General features: G+C 36.9%; 13 protein-coding genes and 7 pseudogenes. 9 read left to right on the forward strand and 11 right to left on the reverse strand.

Going from position 1 to position 22,525, the window contains the following annotated elements; genetic code table 11:
• Positions 1–20: 20 nt before the first annotated feature.
• The 5 genes from YN1551_RS02220 to YN1551_RS02240 form a co-directional block, all read right to left on the reverse strand.
• Positions 21–2,183: an ABC transporter substrate-binding protein gene (locus tag YN1551_RS02220; RefSeq protein WP_012717114.1), complete on the reverse strand. Its 2,163-nt coding sequence runs from the start codon at positions 2,181–2,183 to the stop codon at positions 21–23.
• 155 nt (positions 2,184–2,338) lie between these two features.
• The gene (locus tag YN1551_RS02225; protein WP_012714346.1) at positions 2,339–3,142 is read right to left on the reverse strand and encodes an ABC transporter ATP-binding protein; all 804 of its coding nucleotides are present in this window, start codon (positions 3,140–3,142) and stop codon (positions 2,339–2,341) included.
• Entirely contained in the window at positions 3,135–4,130 is a 996-nt protein-coding gene (locus YN1551_RS02230; protein WP_012717115.1) for an ABC transporter ATP-binding protein, read from the reverse strand. The genes YN1551_RS02225 and YN1551_RS02230 overlap by 8 nt, the downstream gene beginning before the upstream one ends.
• Positions 4,127–5,098: an ABC transporter permease gene (locus YN1551_RS02235; RefSeq protein WP_012717116.1), complete on the reverse strand. Its 972-nt coding sequence runs from the start codon at positions 5,096–5,098 to the stop codon at positions 4,127–4,129. The genes YN1551_RS02230 and YN1551_RS02235 overlap by 4 nt, the downstream gene beginning before the upstream one ends.
• A gap of 1 nt (position 5,099) precedes the next feature.
• Positions 5,100–6,212: an ABC transporter permease gene (locus YN1551_RS02240; RefSeq protein WP_012717117.1), complete on the reverse strand. Its 1,113-nt coding sequence runs from the start codon at positions 6,210–6,212 to the stop codon at positions 5,100–5,102.
• A gap of 458 nt (positions 6,213–6,670) precedes the next feature.
• Here YN1551_RS02240 and YN1551_RS02245 point away from each other — a divergent pair, with 458 nt between their 5' ends.
• Positions 6,671–7,786: a Gfo/Idh/MocA family protein gene (locus YN1551_RS02245; RefSeq protein ID WP_010924112.1), complete on the forward strand. Its 1,116-nt coding sequence runs from the start codon at positions 6,671–6,673 to the stop codon at positions 7,784–7,786.
• 181 nt (positions 7,787–7,967) lie between these two features.
• Entirely contained in the window at positions 7,968–8,666 is a 699-nt protein-coding gene (locus tag YN1551_RS02250; RefSeq protein WP_012717118.1) for a sugar phosphate isomerase/epimerase family protein, read from the forward strand.
• Here YN1551_RS02250 and malA read toward each other — a convergent pair.
• Positions 8,658–10,739 carry an alpha-glucosidase MalA gene (malA, locus tag YN1551_RS02255; protein WP_012717119.1) on the reverse strand — a complete coding sequence of 694 codons (2,082 nt, stop codon included), beginning with the start codon at positions 10,737–10,739 and terminating at the stop codon, positions 8,658–8,660. The genes YN1551_RS02250 and malA overlap by 9 nt on opposite strands.
• A gap of 447 nt (positions 10,740–11,186) precedes the next feature.
• Between malA and YN1551_RS02260 the strand changes: the two genes are divergently transcribed.
• Entirely contained in the window at positions 11,187–11,792 is a 606-nt protein-coding gene (locus tag YN1551_RS02260; RefSeq protein WP_009988429.1) for an SGNH/GDSL hydrolase family protein, read from the forward strand.
• A 197-nt stretch (positions 11,793–11,989) separates the two neighbouring features.
• Here YN1551_RS02260 and YN1551_RS02265 read toward each other — a convergent pair.
• A pseudogene (locus YN1551_RS02265) lies at positions 11,990–12,562 on the reverse strand (sugar ABC transporter substrate-binding protein); the annotation flags it as partial.
• A 46-nt stretch (positions 12,563–12,608) separates the two neighbouring features.
• Here YN1551_RS02265 and YN1551_RS02270 point away from each other — a divergent pair.
• On the forward strand, positions 12,609–13,343 hold the full coding sequence (locus tag YN1551_RS02270; protein ID WP_012717120.1) for an IS1-like element ISC796 family transposase: 735 nt from the start codon (positions 12,609–12,611) through the stop codon (positions 13,341–13,343).
• A 14-nt stretch (positions 13,344–13,357) separates the two neighbouring features.
• On the opposite strand, the pseudogene YN1551_RS15665 reads toward YN1551_RS02270, so the two are convergent.
• A pseudogene (locus tag YN1551_RS15665) lies at positions 13,358–13,996 on the reverse strand (ABC transporter substrate-binding protein); the annotation flags it as partial.
• Here YN1551_RS15665 and YN1551_RS02280 point away from each other — a divergent pair.
• Positions 13,992–14,324 (forward strand): annotated as a pseudogene (locus YN1551_RS02280) (ABC transporter permease); the annotation flags it as partial. The pseudogenes YN1551_RS15665 and YN1551_RS02280 sit on opposite strands and share 5 nt — an antisense overlap.
• A 600-nt stretch (positions 14,325–14,924) precedes the next feature.
• On the opposite strand, the gene YN1551_RS02285 reads toward YN1551_RS02280, so the two are convergent.
• On the reverse strand, positions 14,925–16,412 hold the full coding sequence (locus tag YN1551_RS02285) for an alpha-L-fucosidase (RefSeq protein WP_012717121.1): 1,488 nt from the start codon (positions 16,410–16,412) through the stop codon (positions 14,925–14,927).
• Positions 16,413–16,515: 103 nt separating this feature from the next.
• Between YN1551_RS02285 and YN1551_RS02290 the strand changes: the two are divergent.
• Positions 16,516–17,253, forward strand: a pseudogene (locus YN1551_RS02290) (helix-turn-helix domain-containing protein).
• A gap of 1 nt (position 17,254) precedes the next feature.
• Here the strand turns inward: YN1551_RS02290 and YN1551_RS18040 are convergent.
• Positions 17,255–18,178 (reverse strand): annotated as a pseudogene (locus YN1551_RS18040) (nucleoside hydrolase).
• Between the two features lie 396 nt (positions 18,179–18,574).
• On the opposite strand from YN1551_RS18040, the pseudogene YN1551_RS02300 reads away from it, so the two are divergent.
• Positions 18,575–19,099, forward strand: a pseudogene (locus tag YN1551_RS02300) (DUF4322 domain-containing protein); the annotation flags it as partial.
• 44 nt (positions 19,100–19,143) lie between these two features.
• Here the strand turns inward: YN1551_RS02300 and YN1551_RS02305 are convergent.
• Positions 19,144–20,382 (reverse strand): IS256-like element ISC1332 family transposase, encoded by a 1,239-nt coding sequence (locus YN1551_RS02305; protein WP_012715725.1) that lies wholly within the window; start codon positions 20,380–20,382, stop codon positions 19,144–19,146.
• A 43-nt stretch (positions 20,383–20,425) separates the two neighbouring features.
• Here YN1551_RS02305 and YN1551_RS16480 point away from each other — a divergent pair.
• Together YN1551_RS16480 and YN1551_RS02310 are read left to right on the forward strand one after the other, a co-directional pair.
• A pseudogene (locus YN1551_RS16480) lies at positions 20,426–20,617 on the forward strand (ISH3 family transposase); the annotation flags it as partial.
• Positions 20,618–20,809: 192 nt separating this feature from the next.
• Positions 20,810–22,351, forward strand: coding sequence for an AMP-binding protein (locus YN1551_RS02310; protein ID WP_012716609.1), 1,542 nt, complete (start codon positions 20,810–20,812; stop codon positions 22,349–22,351).
• Positions 22,352–22,525 lie beyond the last annotated feature (174 nt).

A 22,525-nucleotide genomic window follows, 5' to 3' on the forward strand; every position in this document is an offset into this window, starting at 1 on the left:
TTTAATCTTTATTTATTTATTTATCTTCTTCTTAGGCCTAGTACTACAACAGCTATTATTATGACTATTATTACAACTGCTATTATGACATATAGTGCGGTATTGGATGATGAGCTTACAGTAGTAGTAACAGTAGCCGTAGTAGTGCTTACGGATGTAGAGACACTTGTGGTAGTTGAAACACTCGTAGTAGTAGTAGTACTTGTTGTTGTAGTAGTACTTGTTGTGGTGGATGTGGTTGTTGTAGTAGTTGTTGATGTACTTGTGGTAGTACTAGGTGTTGTAGTAGTTGTGGTTGTTTGATACACGAATGGGTCATTGGAAGTATACCAACTTGAAGGAACTTGTGAAGTATAATACCACCAAGGCTCAGGAACAGACTGATTAACCAAATGTAAGGCTAAAACAACAGGTAAAGGAGTTGAGGGAAGACTGGTCCATGGGGGAGCCGGCCAATAATAGTTTTGCTGAGTTGGCCAACCAGTAACAGTATTGTTAACATACTCATACCACTCTGCGCCGTATACTAGAGCAATGGAAGGCATATATTTTATCCATAGAGCAGCTAGCTTATTTACTATACTATAATAGGCATTATCGTTTATGCTGAAGTTACCATTTGCCCAGTTCACAAGTTGTTCGAACGTTGGATGGATAATTGATAAATTAAACCTTTCTATGTTAAAATATGTGCTATTTCCTATCGGTGTTATGTTGCCGGGGGAATTCCAATAACCATACAAATACCCAGAAAGTGGTTGTATAGGAGTAGGACCGCTAATTAAATCCCACATTAGTCCCATCCAGTAATTGCCAGTTTCCATGTAATTATACCATGTTGTAAACGGTGGTGTTTGTACTTCCACAGTTATGCCTATTTGCTTCAAATCCTGCGCAATTATAGTTAAATCAGCATCCCAATCAGTCCATCCGGCTACCGTAATTATGGCCATTGTTGGTACTGCAGTACCATTTGGTGCAATTAGTTGGCCATTAACTAATTTATAGCCATGGGATTCAAGTAACTGTAATGCAGCAGTAACATTACCTTGAGATGGAGCAAACTGCTCAGCAAGCTGCAATACCGAAGAATTTAGATATTGTATCTGTTGTGGAGGTAATGGAAGAGGCGTAGTTGCTGGCGGTTCGTATCCATATTCGCCCAAATAGTATATTGCTGTTCTATTGATCGCAAGGCTTATTGCTTGTCTTAAAACTGGATCGGATAAAGGCCATTTTAGGTTATTGAGTGTCAACATTGTTGGAAATCCAGGAGCAAAATAGTAATGATAGTGTAGAGGATCTTTTGCCACAAATTGCTGTTGTATATTTGGTTCGAATAGTCCAGCCCAAGTTATTTGCCCATTATTTAATGCAGTATCTGCTTGAACATTACTAGGATATGATGGATAGAGTAAGTATTTTATTCTGGGTTCTCCCGGCATCCAATAGTGTGGGTTGGCCACTAGTACTATTTCTTGCGGGCTGAAACTATATAGCATATAAGGTCCAGTACCTATTGGATTTGTATTAGGGTATGTGAATGGATTTCCAGTCTTGTTTAGTCCTACATATGTTCCATTTGGTAATTGCTCTACTGGGAATATTTTACCCCATTGTGCTGGGTCCACAGGCCATTGCTCCAAAATAGTATACAATACCATTGGAGTTACTCCAGGTTTAAATACCATTTCTAGCTCATATGGATTTATTATTGTCATGTTAGCTATTTGATTAGCCGAATATGCCAGTTGTGGGTACGCTTGTTCTAACGCTAATGTGTACCATACTGCTGTAGCGTTAAATGGTGTACCATCAGTGAAGTATACATCATGCCTTAAGTATAATATTAATGCCAATGTTTGTACCTTAGTACCATTTGGCAAGTAAACATAACCAGTAGTAAATGTCCAATTGGTGGCTAACCATGGAATAGTTTGACCACTTAGCGAATTAACTTGGGCGAGTGGTTCGTAAATAAGCCAAATTAGACCACCGGGTAAAGCTGGAGCGTTCCATGGATTAAAATTATCTTGCCATACTATGCCCGGAGAAGGCATAACTACCATACTTCCTTCTGGTTGTACTGATGTTGGCTGTGATAGTATTGGCATTGCAAATATTCCTATGCTTATTAACATCAATACTGTGATTATTGTAGAAATTATCTTGTACCTTTTCATACCTATCTACCACTTATCGATTTATAATAGCATTTTAGCCATATTTAAACTTTTCTTCACTACTCAAATCACAATTTCCTTGCAACCTAATTAGTGATACAATCTCTTAATAGTTTTTCAAACAAATTCAATAGAAATTAGGAATATAAAAAATGTTATTCAATTCTTTTATATGGATCTGGTACCGCTTCTGCTAATAGTCTGGTATAATCGTGTTTTGGATGGGAAATAATAGTTTCCACATCGCCCTCCTCCACTATCCTACCATTCTTCACGACATATACCCTATCAGCTACATATCCAATTGTAGCAATATCGTGAGTGATGTACATAATTGATATCCCTTTCTCATCTCTTAACCTCTTAAATAAGTCTAGTAGTGATGCCCTTATTGAGGCATCTACGTTTGATACAGGCTCATCAGCTATTAGCACCTTAGGATTTAGTGCCAATACCCTAGCTAAATAGACTCTTTGTCTTTGCCCTCCAGAAAGTTGGAACGGATACTTATTGAGAAAGTCTTCTGGAGGAGTTAATGCAACTTCTCTTAATAACTCTTTGATTCTCTCTTCAATATCGCCCTTATATTTGTATATTTTTAGCGGTCTTTCTATATGCCATTTAACTGTATGAGCTGGGTCTAGAGAGGAATAGGGATCTTGGAAAACTAATTGAACATCAGCTCTATACTGTTTTAGTTGTTTTTTATCCGCCTTGGTAACATCTAAACCCATAGGGGTATAAATTATTGAACCTTTGGTCGGTTTCAATAACCCTACTATCATCCAAGCTATTACTGTCTTACCCCCACCGCTTCCTCCAACCATCCCCACAATCTCGTTCTTCCTTATATTCATATTCACATCCCATATCCCCGGTCTATGCTCTTTTCCAAAAACTCCTTTTCTAACTATGAAGTCTTTATACACATGTATTAGCTCAATGAGCCTATCACTCATAAGCTTTTTTCACCTCATTTCTCCATTCTGGATACCTAATACACTTATAAAATCCAAACTTATCATATGCTACGGTTTGAGGTGGAGCTTCTTTACATGTAATCGTGGCAAAGGGACATCTCGAAGAAAAGACACAGCCTTTAGGATATCTTATAAAACCTTCAAAATCCCCAGGAATTCTAGGTAGTTTCTTCCCTCTAGATCTAACAGTAGGTACACTACTAAGCAGAAGATAAGTGTAGGGATGATAAGCTTCCTCTAATAACGTATTATACTTCCCATACTCTACTATTTGCCCACCGTACATTACAGCTATGTAATCTGATATTTGGAATAGCATTGCTATGTCATGACTTATAATTACCAATGTTAAATCCTTTTCCTTCTGTATTTTCTTTAATAATTTGAGTATTTCATATTGAACTACTACGTCTAATCCCGTAGTGGGTTCGTCCATTATGAGTATTTTTGGATTTAATAGGAGTGAGATTGCAATTACAACCCTCTGTTTCATACCACCAGACAACTGGAAAGCGTACATATCTAGTACTTGCCTATCAGTAAACCCTACTTCTTCCAACGCGTTATATACAACGTTAATGTTGGCATAATAATCCATTCCTTTAGCCTTTAAGATATCTGTAAAAGTTTCCTTAACCTTTCTAATTGGGTTTAGGGAGTTTTGAGCAGCTTGAGGAACGTAAGATATTACACTTCCCCTTATTTTATTTAACTCATCTCTAGACATCGATAGAATATCGTACTTGCCATCTACAATTACACTACCCCTTTGTACATATAATGGGGGATTTATAAATCCCATTGTCGTTGTTGCCAGAGTAGATTTTCCAGAACCTGACTCTCCTGCGATACCTGTTATTTTACTTTCTGGAATGTCAATACTGACATCTCTTAGGACTTTTATTATACCATAGTCTGATAAGTAACCCACGTTTAGGTTTTTTACTGATATCGAGATTTCACTCATCTAGTCAACACCTCCTCCTTCTCTTTTGCTTTTTCTATTTTTTTCATATATTTCTTTACGTCCCATATTCTTAGCCTTGGATTCGCAACTCTATCAATCCCTATGTTAATTAAAGCGAATGAAAAAGCCACTAAACCAATCATGAGTCCAGGGGGAATGTACCACCACCATAATCCTCTTAGATAAGCCTCTCCTCCTAAAGACCAATAGAGCATGGTTCCCCAATTGACTTGTGTTAGACTACCCAATCCAAAATAATAAATGAATGTAAAGCCAGCGATACCATAAATTGCAGTAAAGAAGAAGTTTGAAGCTATGAACGGTAGGTTATTAGGTATTATTTGATTAAAAATTATACTTAATTTAGACTCGCCAATAAGATCAGAAGATAATATATACTCTCTCCTCCTTAACGATAACACTAAAGATCTCAGCACTCTAGCACCCCATGCCCAGCCAGTTAATGAAAGGACGAATAAAATTGTTATATATCCTAATTTAAACTGTACTGCTCCTAGATATGCTCCTATTAATTCGATAATCAAAATACCGGGTATTATTAAGAAAATCTGAGTTATTGCACTTAATACTCTATCAATCATTGTCTCTGCATATAATCCTGCAGTTACTCCTATGAGGATAGCTATTAGCGTACCTATTAATCCTACAGCAAAACCTACTCCAATTACTGGAAATCCACCTACTAAAAGTTGAGAAAAAATATCATGGCCATAATCATCCGTGCCTAATAAGTGTTGAGGTGAGGGTGGTAGATCCCTAGGAAAGTTAGTCGCGCTTGGATTATATGGAGTATAAAATATGCCTATTAAGGAAAATACTATTATCCCTAGTAGTATATAGAACCCAACTCTTGATACTCTTTGTTCCCACACACCTCTTATTAGATTATAAACCGGACCGTACTTGTCTATTTTTAAATTAAAAGTATATAACTTTCTGCTAGCCATCTTATAAACCCTCCGTCTCCTCTTGACTTGCCCTAGGATCTATAATTGTGTAAATTATATCGGCGACGAAATTACTTAATACCATCGCAGTGACTAGCATGAAAAATATTCCGCTTAGTAACGGGTAATCCAAACCGGTAATGGCTTGATTAAAAAAGTAGCCCAAACCTGCATAGTTAAATAAATACTCTATCGCAACAGCACCCAACACAGAGTATCCTAAGGAAATGGAGAAACTGGTAAAGTTAGGTAATAATGCTAACCTATAGGCCTTACTTGCAACCATTTTTTCTGATACCCCCATTAACCTATAATAATTCATATAATCCTCTTGTAAAATGGGTATCATATTATTCCTCATTCCCATTATCCAACCAGCTAGGGAAAAGATAATTAGAGTTAATGTGGGTAATATTGCATGATATATTACGGACCACACAAAGGGCAAACTCATAGTAGGTTTGAGAAATTGAAAGGTATTATACTGCCCACCTGTAGGGAATATGTGAAGATCAATTGCTAGTACTTCTATTAAAATCTCCCCAGTAACAAAAACAGGAAACGTATATAAAAACATCATGAGTCCCAATATGGCGTAGTCACTTATTTTACCTCTTGACAAAGCAGCCACTCTGCCAAGCAAATTACCTATGAAGAAAGAGGCTACAATAGCTGGTATTACTATACCAAAAGTCCAAGGAGCAGCTTCAGTTATTATTGTGCTTACAGATACTGGAAATTCGGTAAGAGAAACACCGAAATTCAGTGTAACTATTTCTTTTAAGTAATTAAAATACTGAATATAAAGAGGTTGTTGATACTGAGCTAAACCTAATTGCTGAACAAGAATTTGAATCTCTTGTTGAACATTTTGCCCATAATTGGATCCAGCTCCACCAATTCTACTATAAATTATGCTTGCCAATGCACTACCAGGTATTAGCCTAGGAAGGATAAAATCTATTGTAATTCCAATAAACCAAACTATGATGTAATATATACCCCTTTTGATCAAGAAATCTCGTCTCATTAGAGACCCACTATTAGAATCTTTGAAATAGAGATATATAAATATGACTATGAACAACAATTTTGTTAATTTAGTATAAATCATATAAAGTATTCATTTATTTTCAATTCTACATATGATTTGACTGTTGACGAAGAGAAGATGTCGCAATTTCTAAATCCTTTCTCAAAAAATTTTGTTGCACAATTAAAGGATTTAACAAAATTGGTATTAGAGAAATTTAAACTAAGTTTCAAATAAATGAAATTGTTATCCACACTTCATAAATATTATATGTAAAAAACTTAAACTACTAAAACAGTTCTAGATCTTTAAATGAGTATCTGCACAAGGGTTGTGATAAAAGAAGTGTTAAATCGTATTAAAAATTGAAAATAGTCTTTAGACTTAATGAAGTTCTATCTCTTTTTTCTCAGCATACCAAAAAAATAGCAACTTTTACTCGATAAGACTAATCTCCTCGTTATGTATCCCTCTTAAGTTTGTTGATTTTCGTTACTAGTTAGATCATTTTTACTGCATGAAGCAGTTCCTTCCTAAGCGTGAAGACTATATTATTTTTTATTTTAATATTTAACTCTCAATACATGTCAAAGAGAATTGGTGTAGCGGTTGTAGGTCTAGGCTCAATTGGTAAAACTCACGTAAAAGCATTAAAGGACTTAGAAAAGGAAACAGAATTCGTAAAACTAGTTGCGGTAGTGGATCAGATTAAGGCAATAGCAGAAAAAATAGGAAGTGAATACGGTACACCCTATTATACCACTATAGATGAAGTATTAAGAAACTCAGAGGTCGATGTCATAAGCATAGCAACCCCTTCCTATTTGCACGCACCCCAGGCTATTTTAGCAATTGAATATGGAAAACACGTAATAGTCGAAAAGCCAATGGCTACCACTCTAGCTGGAGCTAGAGAGATGGTAAGTAGGGCTGAGAGAAATGAGGTTAAACTAGGAGTAATATTCCAAGAGAGATATGCCCCTGACATAAGGAGGTTAAAGAACGATATCTTGAAAGAGCTTGGTAGAATATATTTGATAGAGTCAGAATTGAAATGGTACCGTGATATGAAGGGATATTATAAGAGGGATGAGATAGCTAGGAGTTGGAGGGGCATGTGGAACACAGAAGGAGGTGGAGTTATGACAAATCAAGGTATACATACTATTGATTTAATGATATGGCTTAATGGTGAAGTGGAAGAGGTGTCTGGATTTGTTGACAATTTAACTCATGATGGAATCGAAGTCGAGGACACAGCAGTCGCGATTATGAGATACAAGAACGGAGCATTAGGTACTATTTCTCAAACAGTCTCAATGAAGCCCACTACTTACCAATACAGGAAGATTAGGGTAAATGGAAGTAATGGGTTTGTGGAAATTACTGACGGTAGTCTTAGTACAGTCGCAATTGAGGGTAAAATAGAGGAGTCAAAATCCAGTGTTGAATATAAGAAAGAAACGATAGCTCAGCCAGGTAATTTGCATAAGGAGTTGCTCAGAGATTTCTTAAGGGCTCTATCAGAGGATAATGATTTTCCGATAAATGGAAAAGAGGGTATGAAAAGCTTAGAGGTGATAAAAGCCGTTTACCTTTCCTCAGTTAATAGACAAGTAGTGAAGTTACCTTTAGATGTTAGGATTGTAGTGTAACCATTTTATTATTCATACTTCCTAGCTGATTACGATTAAGAACTTTTTTCGCATCTTTCCTTATTTTTTAAAAACTATTCTAGATCTCAAAAAAGTTGAACAGTGCTTACTACTCTTTAATAATTTTTTGGTTAACTAGTTAAAGCTAAATTTAAATATCAAATACGTGTTCCTCTCATCTATGAAACTCGGAATACAAAGTTATTCGCTTAGGAAATTAACTTATGAGAATGCTTTAAAGGTAATGTCTGAGTTAGGAATATCCTACGTTGAAGCGTTCCCAAGACACTTGCCTCCTTCTTCTAATAGTGTTAAGGATATAATCAATTTACATAAAGAAAACGGAGTCAAAGTTATCGCCCATGGGGTTAACCATCTTAAGAGCGATAAGAAAGAGTTGAGAAGTATCTTCGACTTCGCAAACAAGGTTGAAATTGAGGTAATAACTGCGGATCCAGACGAGGATTGCCTTAACTTGATGAGTGACCTAGTAAAGGAATACGACATTAAAGTTGCCATACATAATCATGGTCCCTATCATAGATGGGGGTCTTATAAGAAGATTTACGAGTTCACGAAAAACTTAGATTATAGAGTTGGAATGTGTCTTGATCTAGCCCACTTATTTAGATATGGCGAGAATCCAATTGAGGCAGTAAATACACTAAGGGATAGAATTCACGACATTCATGTAAAAGATGTAAATAATAAGGGAGAGGACGTAATAGTGGGTAGTGGAATTTTAGATGTGAAGGGAGTTATAGACAAGGTAAAGGAGTTGAATCTAGACATACCGCTAATGATAGAATATGAGCCAGAACCAGAAAACCCTCTTCCGGGAATAGTTAAGTCCTTGGAGTACGTGAAAAAACTACTCTAGGTTAATCTTTCCCCTAATTTTTTGATTAATCTTAGCAACGTAAGTGTTTTGCATTGTCTTCTCTACTTGAATTTCCTTACTATCGTCAACTATTATCTTGCTCACTGGTTTCTCTGATGTGATAGTTAGCTTAGATACATAAATCTCCCTTGAAAACTTAATTTCATTACTTGAGGAGGTAATTTCAGCATTATCGTAACGCTTGAACGAGGTCTCACCGTAAACTATTAACTCGTCACCCTCCAACGGGATTATTGATCCTTCTCTCAAGTAAATTGGCAACTCATGAGTAGACTTAACAACACTCTTACCGTTTATTATCTCGCCATTCCAGTAATTGTACCACTTACCTCTAGGTAATGTTACTAACCTACTCTCCTCTTTACTTACAATTGGAGCGTAAAGCAAATACTTACCAACCATATACTCGTCTTCTATTCTATACATGTCGTCATCATCTTGGAATTCGTAAAATAGAGGTCTAATTACCGGATGTCCCTTCTCACTAGCCTCTAAAGCTAAGGAATAAATATAGGGTAAGAACTTATACCTCAACTCCACGATTTCCTTTACTTTCTCCTTATAGTAATCTGGCAGGAAAACTGGTTCCGTATCTATACCATCAGTTGCCTTGTGTGACCTATAGAAGGGGAAGAACAAGGCTAAAGCATAATATTTGACTAATAAATCCATAGAGTTGTCAATTTCCGCGAAGTTCCTGCCTTGAAATCCACCTATATCACAACCTACAAATGGTACACCAGAAATCGATAAGCCGAGAACCAATTGTAGTTGAAGCTTCAAATCATCCCATGAAGGGGTATTATCACCAGTCCAGATGAATGCGTATCTTTGTATTCCGGCATAACCGGCTCTACTCAAGATAAATATTTCATTCCTATGGCTTGTCCTAAACCCCTTAAACGTTGCCATAGCCTCATATAAAGGATAAGCATTTCTAACTTTTTCGTGTTTAACCCTCTTTCCCCTCAAGTAGTGAACTACGTTATCTGGAAAAGTGGTAACAAGTCTATCATCTCTGAACTGTACGGGTAACGAAGATAAAACGTCTCTGATCTCAATAGCCCTAGAGAAGTCAGTTGGTTCATTCATGTCTAGCCAAATACCATCAACTCCTTGTGAAAGCCATTCGGAGATTAACCCAGCCCACCATTCTCTAGTATCCTCCCTGAAGAAGTCTGGATAGACAGTAGTACCAGGCCACATTTTACCTACGAATAGTTCACCACTTTCAATCTCACAGAATTTTCCCATTCCGGAAAGAAATGGTGAATAATTCTGATCAACCCTTATTCCGTGGTCAACTATTGTAATTAGCTTAACGTTTCTCTTGTGTAATTCGTCAATTAGCTTTTTAGGTTCTGGGAACCTATAAGGATGCCATGTAAATAACTTATAAGAGTCCATGTAGTGTATATCTAAGAATACTCCAGCTACTCTAAAACCCTCCTTTTGCATTATATCTACTAACTCAACAACCTTACCCTGGGGGTAGTAAGAGTAGCGTGATATCATGTAACCGAAAGCCCACATGGGAGGTAGGAAAGGTTTTCCGGTAAGCTCCGTGTATTTCTCTAGAACGTCCTCAATTCTTGGCCCTTCAATCACGTAAAACTCTACTGAGTCCTCTGGAATTGTAACAATTACTTTATCGTATTCCTCAAGTCCCACGTCGAAGATCACTTTAGAAGCTGAGTTGAAGAAGTAACCAGTTGCAACGCCGTCTTTCACTGATATAAATAAGGGTATACTAACGTAAAGTGGATCTTGATATTTCTTATAAGCCCCAGCGTCAACGTTATACATCACATACCTTTTCCTCTTTCTATCCAACTCAAACGCCTTCTCTCCCAATCCTATAATGTGCTCTTTCAAATCCAATGATTTCTCGACAATAACCTTGTTACCTTGTTGAACTATTGTTAAACCCAACTCTGATAAAGATTTATTCGATGATATCTTTTGCTCAAGTGGGAATTCTATGGGGGGAAATGGTTCTCCTATAACTACTTTGTAAACGCCTTTGTTCTCGTATATTTTTATTGTCTGCATCCCTTATCACCGTATACAATTCTCTTCAAAATATAAAGCTTTCTTTATCTAGTTTATCTAACAACTAGATTGTTATCCTTTTTTCGGATTATGACAATAACTAACTACATAACGTTAAGTTTAAACCAATTAGTATTTATTGGAAAAGCGTTGAATTCGATAATTCCTATGAATACCTACCTTAATATTTGCTATTACTTAAAGATAAATAATAGATACTAACAATTTTAGTATAAAAACATTATTAGCTCAAACATAATTCTTTTAAAAACTATATAACCCTAGGATTTTACGTAAAATGCTAACCAATAACATGCATTCGAGACACACTTTTAACTAACTATGCTAATCCTTAATTAAAGAAGGTTTAACAAAATAGATTTATATACTAACCCTATATCATATCATAAATGATCTGTCTTGCGGTTAAGTAATGGAGACGTTATAGTGTTTGCTGGAGATAGTATAACCGATCGTGAGAAGTCAAACAACGCTCCTTTAGGGTATGGGTATGTCAATCTTTTTTATAATCTTATGTTGGCTAAACATCCAGAGACGAAAATTACTGTTATAAATTCTGGTATAAGTGGAAATACTGTAATCGACCTCATAGATAGATGGGACGATGATGTGCTAAGTTATAAACCTAATTGGATATCGATTTTAATTGGTATAAATGACCTCCATAAGTTTCTAGGTGGCTTAACGACATTTAACCCTGAAAACTACTATGAAAACTTGAGACGTCTACTAAAATATACTAGAAAAGTGCTTAACAACGTGAATTTTATTTTAATGACCCCATTTTATATCAGTAGGAATAAACTTGAGGGTGGATTTAGGGCTAAGGTGCTGGAACTATTACCTCAATATATAGAGAAAGTTAGATTACTATCTAACGAGTTCTCTGCAACTTATATTGACCTTCACGACACTTTTAAAAAACTAGTTAATATAAGGGAACCTAACGTCTACGCACCAGAACCAGTTCATCCAAATTTCACAGGGCACATGGTAATTGCCTTAAAGCTGCTTGAGGCATTGGAAATATGATTCATTTATAATACGAATTATATGAGATAAATTATTTTAAATCTCTTCAGTTATATTTGGAAGTTTCATTATAATGAGTTAACTATTAATACTGGCTCTTAAAATAATTTATTAAAAAGATTCTTTGCAATTCCTACACTAGTTTCCTTGTATTTATATAAATGCAAAAAATAAAATACCTTATATAATAGAGTTTATTATCTTCTTCTTACCACTACATAAGCTACTACTGCTATAATTACAATTATAACAACAATTATACCAGCAATAACACCAGTAGATAACCCACTAGATGTTGACACAGTACTAGTTACCGAAGTAGTACTCATAGAGGTTGTAGTAGTGACAGATGTTGACGCACTCGTTGTAGTAACAGTTGAAGTACTTGTGGAAGTCTGAGTTACTGTTGATGTGGAAGGCTGCAACATAGCTAATAATGATGGTGGTGTTGCAGTATTGGCCTTGCCGTATATGAATGCAAGTAAATCTTGCCAAGCAGCTTGAGTATAAGCAACCTCTTGTGCGTTAGACATACCAGGAGGTCTAGGAGCAAGATTCATTAACATTAATAGATTTCCTCCTATCCAAGGTTCCACATTCCATGTATAGAAGTATTGTGGAGTCGAAAATCCAATATAGTATTGGTCCTCATATTCGTATCTTGGATATGCGTCAAAGACCACTGGGATTGCGGGTAAATCCTTTATTAGAATAGCTGCCATTTTATTATATATCTGTTTTAGTAATGTTACATTTGTTGTATCTCCAGATAGTGTCGTCGTTAAGTTATTTATATTTGTATAACGAGTATTATTTATGGGTAGGAAGCCTGTATTTAGGCAAGACGTTTCTTGTCCCTCTTGTGGTAGTCATCATGTTGTTAAGTGTGGTAGGCCTTTGGGTAGGCAGAAGTTTTTGTGTAGGGATTGTGGTAAGTACTTCTTGGGTGATGCTAGTTATCATCATCATTCTAGGAAGTTGAGGGAGGAGGCTTTGAGAATGTATGCTAATGGTATGAGTATGAGGGCTATTTCTAGGGTGCTTAACGTACCTCTTGGTACTGTTTTCACTTGGATTAAGCGTTATGGTAGGAAAAAGCATGAGAAGTTGGTTGAGTTGTGGGGTAGGGCTAAGGAGCTGGTCAAGGGTAAGGTTGTTGCTAAGGTTGTTGATGAGATGTGGACTTACTTGTACAAGAATGCTAGGGCTTTTTACAAGTGGGTTTTCACTTGTTACGTGTACACGAAGCTGGGAGTTTACCTCATTTACTCTGTGGGGGATAGGGATGAGAGTACTTTCCTTGAGGTCAAAAAGTATTTGCCTGACGAGGGTAGATGGGTGAGCGATGATTATAACTTGTACTTCTGGTTGAAAGACCACACGGTTGTCTCGCCAGTTAACCCGAACGAGTCCTTTCATTCCTCATTAAGGGATAGGCTAATTAGATTCAAGAGAGCAACGAAGGCGATAAATAGGAGCATTCGCACCATGATGTACTCCATAGCCCTAGTCTTATGGGAGAGAAGGTTAATCCCAGAATTTGTAGCTTAACGACGACACTATCTATCTCCAGCCTGTATCCAAAGGTCTATAAATTCCTTAGGAGGGATCCATCTACCAAAATCAGAATATACATATACCCCAATAGTTTCTAGAGCAGTTACGTTTGGCTGATCAGTACCAGGTATAAGTGGAGGTATGAACGCAGATTCCCACACATAATAAGGACTGTAAGCATTAGTGATCCAGTATATTAAATCATACTGACCCCCATCAAGAGCCGGGCCGAACATTTGTGAAGGAGTTTCTGACACAACATTAATCTGTAGTCCTATCTGTGCTAGATCCTCTGCAATTAGTTGAGTAGTGGCATAGGTATCAGAGAAACCTTGATAATTTATCATTGTATAAGTTGGTAGTGGTGTACCATTAGGGAAACTTAATTTTCCATTAATTATTTTTAGACCGTGCGATTCCAAAATCTGTATAGCTTCAGTGAGATTATACTGATCTACTTGATGGGCTTCCTGTATAATTGTTGAATTTAACCAGATTTCTTCCATTGGAGATGGTAAGAAGTCAGCAGGTGTTGGAGGAGCTCCGGTAGGTATCCCATATTGCGAACCTAAAGAAATTTGTGTTCTATTTAAGGCTAATGACAACGCGTATCTAAACCAGGTCTCGTTCCAAGGCCAATAGTTAAGTGGAGTACTATATGGAATCTTATCACTAATTACTGCAGAATTTTGGGGTGTATTGCCAACTAACATAAACAATTTAGGAACTATGCTATTCTTTATCTCATCCAACGGAGCTTACCTAAGTAATCAGTGGTGGTGGATATTAGGTGCGATAATACCAATTATGGTATTAGGCGCTGGTCTAGGGATATTGAATATAGGAATAGACGAGTTTATTGATCCTAGACTAAAAGAGGTTAAACCTAAGGTAATTCCGGAAAAGATTGTTATACTTGAGGAACAGGAGATAATAGAAGTACCAATGTTAGGAAATTATAAGAATAGAAAATGATTCTAATGTATTAAGAAGATATATTCAGATTTTTACTATTTTAAAAACTTTTACTAACTTCCTATACATTAAATCAAGTTAGGGATTAGATATATTTAATACTAGCAATTAAGAACATAGATAAAAGAAATCACACAAAGATATGTGATACTCATAATTCATTGTACTAAGTAGTATATAATTAAAAGGGAAACTTATCCATATGAAATAACTGAATTTTAACTTAAATTAAATTTACCTAGATAAAGAACTCTGTCATATTTAAATTTTACTAGATACTTATATAGGTTAGTACCGCTATTTAAACCCGAAAAATCACATAAATAAATATTTTAACTTCAGATCCGTAACTATTAACAATAATGTATTTTCACGTGACGATATGCTAATTCTTTTTCATAAGGAAGCGGTATTGTAGACAATTTTACAAGCATTATTCAACTTTTATACGAATTCTCTTAACACAATACAATTTGAATACATCCTTTTGAAGTTCCCGTTATAGTATGCACTAGGTATCTGGGCAAAGAGATTTGAAGCCTATTGAATACTAAGCAATAGTAAATTGTAACCCAATAATATACTACTAAGTAGAGCTAACTATCTATAATCTAGGATAACCCTTATAACAAGAGGAGCCCTTATAATTTCCTCTATTTTTATCTTTAAACCTTCATCACTTAAACTCCACTCTAACTTACCTTTCCCATCTAATCTGCTTACATCTACTATTACAGCTTCTTCTATTAGCTTTAGATTTTTCATAAACGACCTTAACGTAATTTCCTTAGGCTTTCCGAAGAGAATAGCGTAAATATGCCTTTGTCGCGGATAATAGTCTTTCACAGTGTATCTCACATCTTGATAGCCTAAAGTAATTTTTCTCTCTGTAAAGAATCCCCCTTCATTAATTCCCGAAGGACCTTCTCCGTAAACTCTCCACGGTTTTGATCCGAAAATCGCTTCGCCATTTACATTTAGCCAATCCCCAACATCAAGTAGAATTCTCTTAGCCTCTTCTGGTATCGTACCGTCAGCTTTAGGTCCTATATTCAAGAGAAAAACTCCATTTTTACTAACAACATCACCTAAATGGGATAATATAACACTAGGTAGCTTGTATTCAGCATCTTTGATGTAACCCCAGGATTTGTAGTCTATAGAAGTGTCAGCTAACCATGTGGAGGGATATACGTTCTTTATTGTTCCCCTTTCAGCTAAATCCGGTATGGCTGTACCTTCCCCAAATGCCCCTTGCTTGTAAATTATTACGGGTTCTATTCCCCATTTATATGACCTATTATAGTAATAGGACGCAAAGGCCTTCAAATATGGTTGGAAAGAGGGATTGGCAATCCACCAGTCGAAATAGACTAGCCATGGCCTATACTTTTCAACAGCCTCAACAATTCTAAGCAACCAATCCATTAGAAACTCATCATTTGGCTGTACATTATCCAGTGAAGGTGGATCTCTAGGATTTAGGGAAGCAGACTGAGCTGGGCCATATAAATCAGGATATCTGGGGTCCTTTACATCAGACTCTATTTTCATCCCTTGATCGAAAAACCACCAGTGCTCAGCCCTATGATACGAAATGCCAAATATTAGCCCTTGACCTTCAACAGCTTCCTTAAGTTCTCTAACAATGTCCCTTTTAGGTCCAATCTTGGTTGCACACCACCTAGTGTAATTTGATTCCCATAGTGCAAATCCATCGTGATGTTCTGCAACTAGGACTACGAATTTAGCTCCACTTTTCTTAAAGACCTTAGCCCACTCATATGGATCCCAATTCTCTCCAGTGAACATCGGTATGAAATCCTTATATCCGAAATCGGTTACTGGGCCGAATTTTTTTAGGTGATATTGGTGTTCTGGTCTATCTGGCATGTACATGTATCTAGGGTACCATTCATTACCAAATGCTGGTACTGAGTATACTCCCCAATGGATAAAAATACCGAATTTAGAGGTGGTAAACCACGATGGGACTATATACTTTTTTAATGAACTCCAAGTAGGTTTGAAAGGACCATTAGATGGTACTGGAAGTGATTTCAAGATTTTGTAAGAATTTTGTGACATTTAACTGACCTACCTATTGATTAAAGGAAGTACACTTAAACTTTTCTTAAGTTGATTAACATTTAGTTGATAATGTCTTTCAGGGTAAAGCAGTTTTGGGAAAATGCTTTCATTAACGTATAATTGGAAAGCTTTTAAACTTTTAAAAAAGTATGAACTTGTGAGCCATAAGTACATTAACGTGATGGTTTCGCATCATGGCTGTTGGTCAGAGCTCACGAGTGTAAATTATATTGATACGTTAATTAACATTGAGTAATCTAGTTTTGAGATACTTAAGGCAAGTAGGATTGCTATGATTAGAGGGAGTAAAGAAAATATTAAAGGGCAGATTAAGAACATTATGACTAAAGATAGGAGTATTATAGACTTTGATATATCAGAGATTGTTAGTGATAATAATAAGTACTCAATCTATTTAATATCAATGTTGCAAGAGGCTGAGAATACGATGATAAGTAAACTGAGAGCTAAGGGTACTTCTATCATTGGGACTACCATACGAGATGGTAAGGAGATCTACGACGTTATAGTACCAAGAGACGTTAAGACTTTAGTTGTAGACGCCATAATGAAGGATGACAGGGTAAAAATTATCAACTTCGTGGAGAAGGACGTTAATGAGGAATTAATATTCAAAGTAATAAGTAGGAACTCGTTCGAAATGCTTCTAACTGAAAAGGAGAGAATGCTATTGAGAAAGGCAAGGGAGTTAGGTTATTTTAATGTGCCTAGAGATAGGAACTCTCAAGAACTAGCTAAACAATTAGGAGTTAGTAAGATGAATATCTCTTTCTCTTTAAGGAAGATACTTAAAAAAATCTCTAACTTGATAGATTAACTCAATCTGAACTTAAAGTTTTTAGTAAGATTTGGACAAATTTCTCATAATCGATGTCATATACGACTTCGGCGTTAGGTTTATTGTTACCAATAATATGTCCAGGGTCTACGTAATCTATTATAGTGACACCTCTAGTCAACCCCTCATTAGTTTCAACATCTACGTGCTCTTTATGAGATTTTTTAATAATTTTTGGGTTAATGGCTATAGCTGCTGTAATAACGTCTGGATGTGGATTTCCCCTCATTCTTTGTATCTGCATTGAAAATGTTCTAATGTGAATAAATCTTAACGTAAAAATTAGAAAGTTTGGTATTAAGGGATTGTATGAAATTTCACATAGGATCAATAGCATTAGCCACTGCAACCTCCCAAGGAACTAATGTTACGTTGGTGAAACCAGCGTGTAATGCTATCTTTACTGCATCTGGTCTACCCAAAAATTATATTCTGCTATGGGTGTTTCCATAGATTGTGCCACCCATAATGTATAGGTGATGTGTAAATTCAGTTAATCTAGGATACTTTAGATATGCTAAGGCTAAATTAGTTAACGGAGAGATAGCTAAAAACTCTAATTCCCCGAAATACGTTTCACATAACTCCGTTATAGCATCAACAGCATGCTTAATTTGTGCCTTAAGTCTTATTGGTTTTACAATCTCGTTTTCTACTCCTCCCTTTCCATGAAAATGTTCTACGGTTTTAAAAGACTTAACTAGTGGTCTTTTTGAACTTGGATATAACTGGAATATCGATATTTAGAAACTCTAAAGCCCATAACATAGTCTACTTGTTGATCAAAGTTTACATTACCTTCAACAATAGTAATCCCGACAATTTGTATATTGTTTTTAATCAGCATTATCAAACTCATTGTATTATCTTCTGCAGTGTCACAGTCTATTATGAAGTATCTCATCTATTTCACTTTTTCCATTAATATAAGTAATATAACAATGCCCCTATGAGCGATCCGATGCTTTAGCCATAGCCCAAAATATGAATATTTTTGAAGAATACATATAACCGAAATTCTTGGGTATAGGTCTTACTCCTATTGCCTTAAATCCTTGTACCTTTCATGTATACTTCTTCAGACTTATTTTCTCGCTTACTCATCTGACTTTCTCACCGCCCTGGAAGGGCGATGGTTCCCCTCCCCGGTCGGTAGACCCAAAATCGTATTATGAAAAATAATTCTGACAGAATAATATCGATTCATGATAGATAACAGGATTTATATGAGTATTAAGAATTCAATTGAAGAAAGGGTTTAAGGTGAGGGAGATGGAGTATTACCACGTGAGTAAGTGAGATGGTAACACCCGGTCTCCCTCACCAAAATAACATTCAACAAATAGGATATAAATTACTTTCCATGTTGAACTTCAAGGGAAAGAAAGGGGAAGAGGTGGCGAGAACCCTCATCTCAGCGTGTTTATGGAACGATTCGGTGGAAAGCAAGTCCAGAGCTTATGACGTGTCCCCACAGACCGTGAGGAATTACGTAGAGAAACAAGGGATGGAAGTGATTGAAAAGCTATTGGAAAGCGCCAGGAAGATATCCTTGAAGGTACTGAAGGGAGTCAAGGAGATAGATCTTTCAATAGACTGGACAACCAAGACGTGGTATGGGAAACCAGTGAAAGGGCTCGGGAGTTCGGAGGAGGGAAACTCTTGGAACTACGCAACTGCGACGACAAAGTTTAATGGGAAAGTGCTCCTACTGGCCTTCGTCACTCAAGTCAAGGGGATGACTAAGGAAGAGATCGTGAAGGCCCTCGTGGAGCAAGTCGTCGCGATGGGGTTCAAGATAAGGTTGATAACTCTTGACGCTGGGGGGCTACTGGGTATAGTTGTGTAAGAAAATATGTAAGCAGAAGGTTAAAAGTCTTCATCAAGACTCACCTGGAACCTTGAAGCGTGGAGTTGTTTGAGATGATATGAGTAATGCCTTATCACCGACATGGGCCTGAACTTCCAACGCGAATTACTTTCATGGATCGAAACGTAGAGATAGACCTCCAAGGAGCGAAGAGAGGGAAAGTAACCTCCGAGCTCCTCCTCGAACCTAGCCAGGATCGAGTTGAAACTCTCCGACGTGTTATTAGTGTAGAGGTAGTGTCTAATCTCCCTGGGGAAGTTGAGAAAGGAACAATACTTGTCAGCAGCGTCAAGAAGCCTCTTGGCTCGGGCTGGAGAAAAGGGTTGGACAAGTTGGCTGAGGGACAATATAGCCTTCCTTCCCTCCTCCACGTTCCTGGAGGACTTTAGATCCCTAACTCTAATCATTAGTTCCTCCTTGTCTGGGAGGACCCTCATGAGGTTCCTAACCATGTGTGTTATACAGAGCTGGTGTTGAGAGGAGGGAAAGAGCGTGGACACGACGCGATCAAGTCCAGAGAAGTCATCGCTCACGATTACGTCAACCCTGCTGACTCCCCTGCTTACGAGTCCGCTCAAGAAGGACTTCCAACCGTCAAGGTCCTCCCTATCCCTAACTTCGTAGTCCAAGACGAACTTATTCCCTTCTAAGTCAACTCCTATGGCAATGTAAATGGCTCTCTCCATGATCGACTCGCTGATTCTGACCTTTACGATCTTCACATCGATGTAAAGGGCTAGGAGATCGTGAGGTAGTTCGCGGCTCTTGTATTCCTTGAGTTTGTTGGATATTCTCTCGGCAACCCGATTCATTACGATCTCACTATACGGTATTCCCTTGGCTGCTAACACGGCCTTGACTTGACTTGGAGTCATGCCTGATAGAACGAGCTGCTGGAGGAAGTCCTCGTAATCTGGGCTGGTCCTCTCGTACTTCTCCGGAAGGATCTTAGGTCTGAAGCCACCCTTTCTGGTTCTCGGTACTCTGAGTCTTAATACTCCGTCTCCGGTTCCCAGATATCTGAAGTAGGTCCCGTTCTTGTGGTCGTCCTCAACTTCTAGGTAGGCTTCCCTCTCTTCCATCATGGCCTCTTGCAAGATTATCTCCTCTATTTCCCTTAGGCTAACTCCTTCTTTGATTGCCTTTCTTATCTTTTCTCTTATTTCTTCCATTACCTTCATGGTATTACTCTCCCTTATGGTATTACCCCTTCCGGGGTTATTTTTACTTTTTGTCATTATTTTTCACCTTTTGCTACCACAACTATAACTGGTAGCCCCCCGCACGTTGATCTTCGTGCTGGCCGTGGCCTTCTACTCCCTGTACACCGTGTTCAAGGGGGAGGTGAGGAGGGAGCAGTTCAGGTTACTCCTAATACTCTTGTTTTCTGATGATTTATTCTATCTAAAAGATTTTCTATTTAAATCAATAGAACCGCTTATTAATAATATAGATTTATTTTCCAGGAGGTGATTTTGGGTTTACCGCAGAGAGGCGAGGCTTTTCGCCCCCTTAACCCTATATAGGTTTTATTAGCTCTAGATTCTTTATTTTAGCATCTTTACTAGTAAAGATGCAATAATGCTTAGCTTCATTTAAAACCTCTAATTATATTAGAGATGTAAAGGGTTAAGCACTTAATAAGAAAACGTTTAATTATTAATTATGAAGATAAAGGGAAAAGAAGAGTTTTGGGAACCTAAAACTCAAATTGATACAATTAATGAAAGTGTAAAGTTATTCAAGGATAGGATTGCACTAGACTATTTCGGAAACAAAATTACTTTTGAAGAGCTTCGTCGTATGGCAAACTCTATTGCTAGCCAGCTATCAGAGTACGTTAAAAAAGGAAATGTTGTAATTATATCTACACAAAACATTCCCCAATTTATTATAGCAGAATATGCAATATGGAAATTGGGAGGAGTTGTATTACCAGTTAATCCTTCCTATACTGAATATGAATTAAAATACTTAATACAAGATGCTAATCCAAAAATAGCTATTGCCTCATGTGAATCTAACGTTAGGAAATTAAGTCACATAATAAAAATAATCACAACTAATCCCAATACTTTCCATGAATTACCATATGAGTATAAGGAAAAATGGAGAGTCGAAGATTATTGTGAGGAAGAATTGAACCTCAAAAGTAATAAATTTAGAATGGATAACGTAAAGGTAAACGTTGATGATTTAGCCTTATTAGTATACACTTCGGGTACTACGGGAAAACCTAAAGGCGTTCCAATAACTCACTCTAATATTTACGCCTCCTCGTGGATTTATAAAAATTGGTTCAAGTATACTGAAAATGACAAGATACTAGGCATAGCTCCATTTTTCCACATAACTGGCCAAATATTTCACATAACAACTTCAATCCTAGCCGGCTCATCAATTTATACTTCATTTAGATTTGATCCAGAACTTTCCCTTAGAATTATTGAAGAGAACAAAACTACATTAACAATGGCTGTAGCAACCGTATATAGGGCTATGCTGAACGTATTAGATAAGCAAGATTTGACAAGCATGAGACTTTGGTCCTCTGGAGGGATGCCCATGCCCAGAGTAATAGAGGAAGAATGGAGGAAGAGAGTAGGGGATTGGGTTTACATGGCGTGGGGATTAACTGAAACTACTTCGCCTGCAACTTTATGGCCATATCCCTATAACGGTAATTTGCCGGTTGAGCCAGAATACGGTATTGTGAGTTCTGGAATTCCAGTATACAATACTGAAATAATGATAGGGGAGGATGGGGAAATATTCGTTAGGGGACCTCAAGTTGTTAAGGGGTATTGGGGGATGGGTGAGTTTAAGGATGGTTGGTTGCCAACTGGAGACATAGGAAAAATAATAAACAATTGGGTTTACATTATCGATAGAAAGAAGGATATAATAAACGCCTCTGGTTTTAAGGTAATGCCTAGAGAGGTTGAGGAAGTAATATATCAACATTATGCCGTAGATGAGGCTGTAGTTGTTGGAGTGCCAGATGAGTATAGGGGAGAAAATATTGTGGCTTACGTAAAGCTGAAAAAGGGATATTCGCTTTCAGATGACTTGGCTGCCGATATAATAAATTATTGTAGAATGCATTTAGCTCCATATAAGGTTCCCAGGCAAGTTAGATTCGTGAATGATATCCCTAAAACCCCATCTGGAAAAATAATGAGGAGAGTATTTAGAGATGAAGCTTAGAAGATCTTAGATAATCTGAGTTTGATCTTTTATGTGCATTGTGGTCATGTTGAATTTTCACGATCATTTAAGGACTCCCATAAACATAAATTATGTATCAAAACATTAATTGAAATATAGATAATAGTTATATTATAGTTATTTTTAGAAAAACATCCAATATGTTAACAAAAC

The organism is Sulfolobus islandicus Y.N.15.51 (genome assembly GCF_000022485.1).
In the GTDB taxonomy this organism is placed as follows: Archaea; Thermoproteota; Thermoprotei_A; order Sulfolobales; family Sulfolobaceae; genus Saccharolobus; species Saccharolobus islandicus.

Excerpts from the sequence above, each read along its gene's own strand:
- YN1551_RS02230 (WP_012717115.1), bottom strand. The coding sequence starts at position 4,130 with ATGAGTGAAATCTCGATATCAGTAAAAAACCTAAACGTGGGTTACTTA.
- YN1551_RS02285 (WP_012717121.1), bottom strand. The coding sequence starts at position 16,412 with ATGTCACAAAATTCTTACAAAATCTTGAAATCACTTCCAGTACCATCT.
- malA (WP_012717119.1), bottom strand. The coding sequence starts at position 10,739 with ATGCAGACAATAAAAATATACGAGAACAAAGGCGTTTACAAAGTAGTT.
- YN1551_RS02235 (WP_012717116.1), bottom strand. The coding sequence starts at position 5,098 with ATGGCTAGCAGAAAGTTATATACTTTTAATTTAAAAATAGACAAGTAC.
- YN1551_RS02270 (WP_012717120.1), top strand. The coding sequence starts at position 12,609 with ATGGGTAGGAAGCCTGTATTTAGGCAAGACGTTTCTTGTCCCTCTTGT.
- YN1551_RS02310 (WP_012716609.1), top strand. The coding sequence starts at position 20,810 with ATGAAGATAAAGGGAAAAGAAGAGTTTTGGGAACCTAAAACTCAAATT.
- YN1551_RS02305 (WP_012715725.1), bottom strand. The coding sequence starts at position 20,382 with ATGACAAAAAGTAAAAATAACCCCGGAAGGGGTAATACCATAAGGGAG.
- YN1551_RS02220 (WP_012717114.1), bottom strand. The coding sequence starts at position 2,183 with ATGAAAAGGTACAAGATAATTTCTACAATAATCACAGTATTGATGTTA.
- YN1551_RS02240 (WP_012717117.1), bottom strand. The coding sequence starts at position 6,212 with ATGATTTATACTAAATTAACAAAATTGTTGTTCATAGTCATATTTATA.
- YN1551_RS02250 (WP_012717118.1), top strand. The coding sequence starts at position 7,968 with ATGAAACTCGGAATACAAAGTTATTCGCTTAGGAAATTAACTTATGAG.
- YN1551_RS02225 (WP_012714346.1), bottom strand. The coding sequence starts at position 3,142 with ATGAGTGATAGGCTCATTGAGCTAATACATGTGTATAAAGACTTCATA.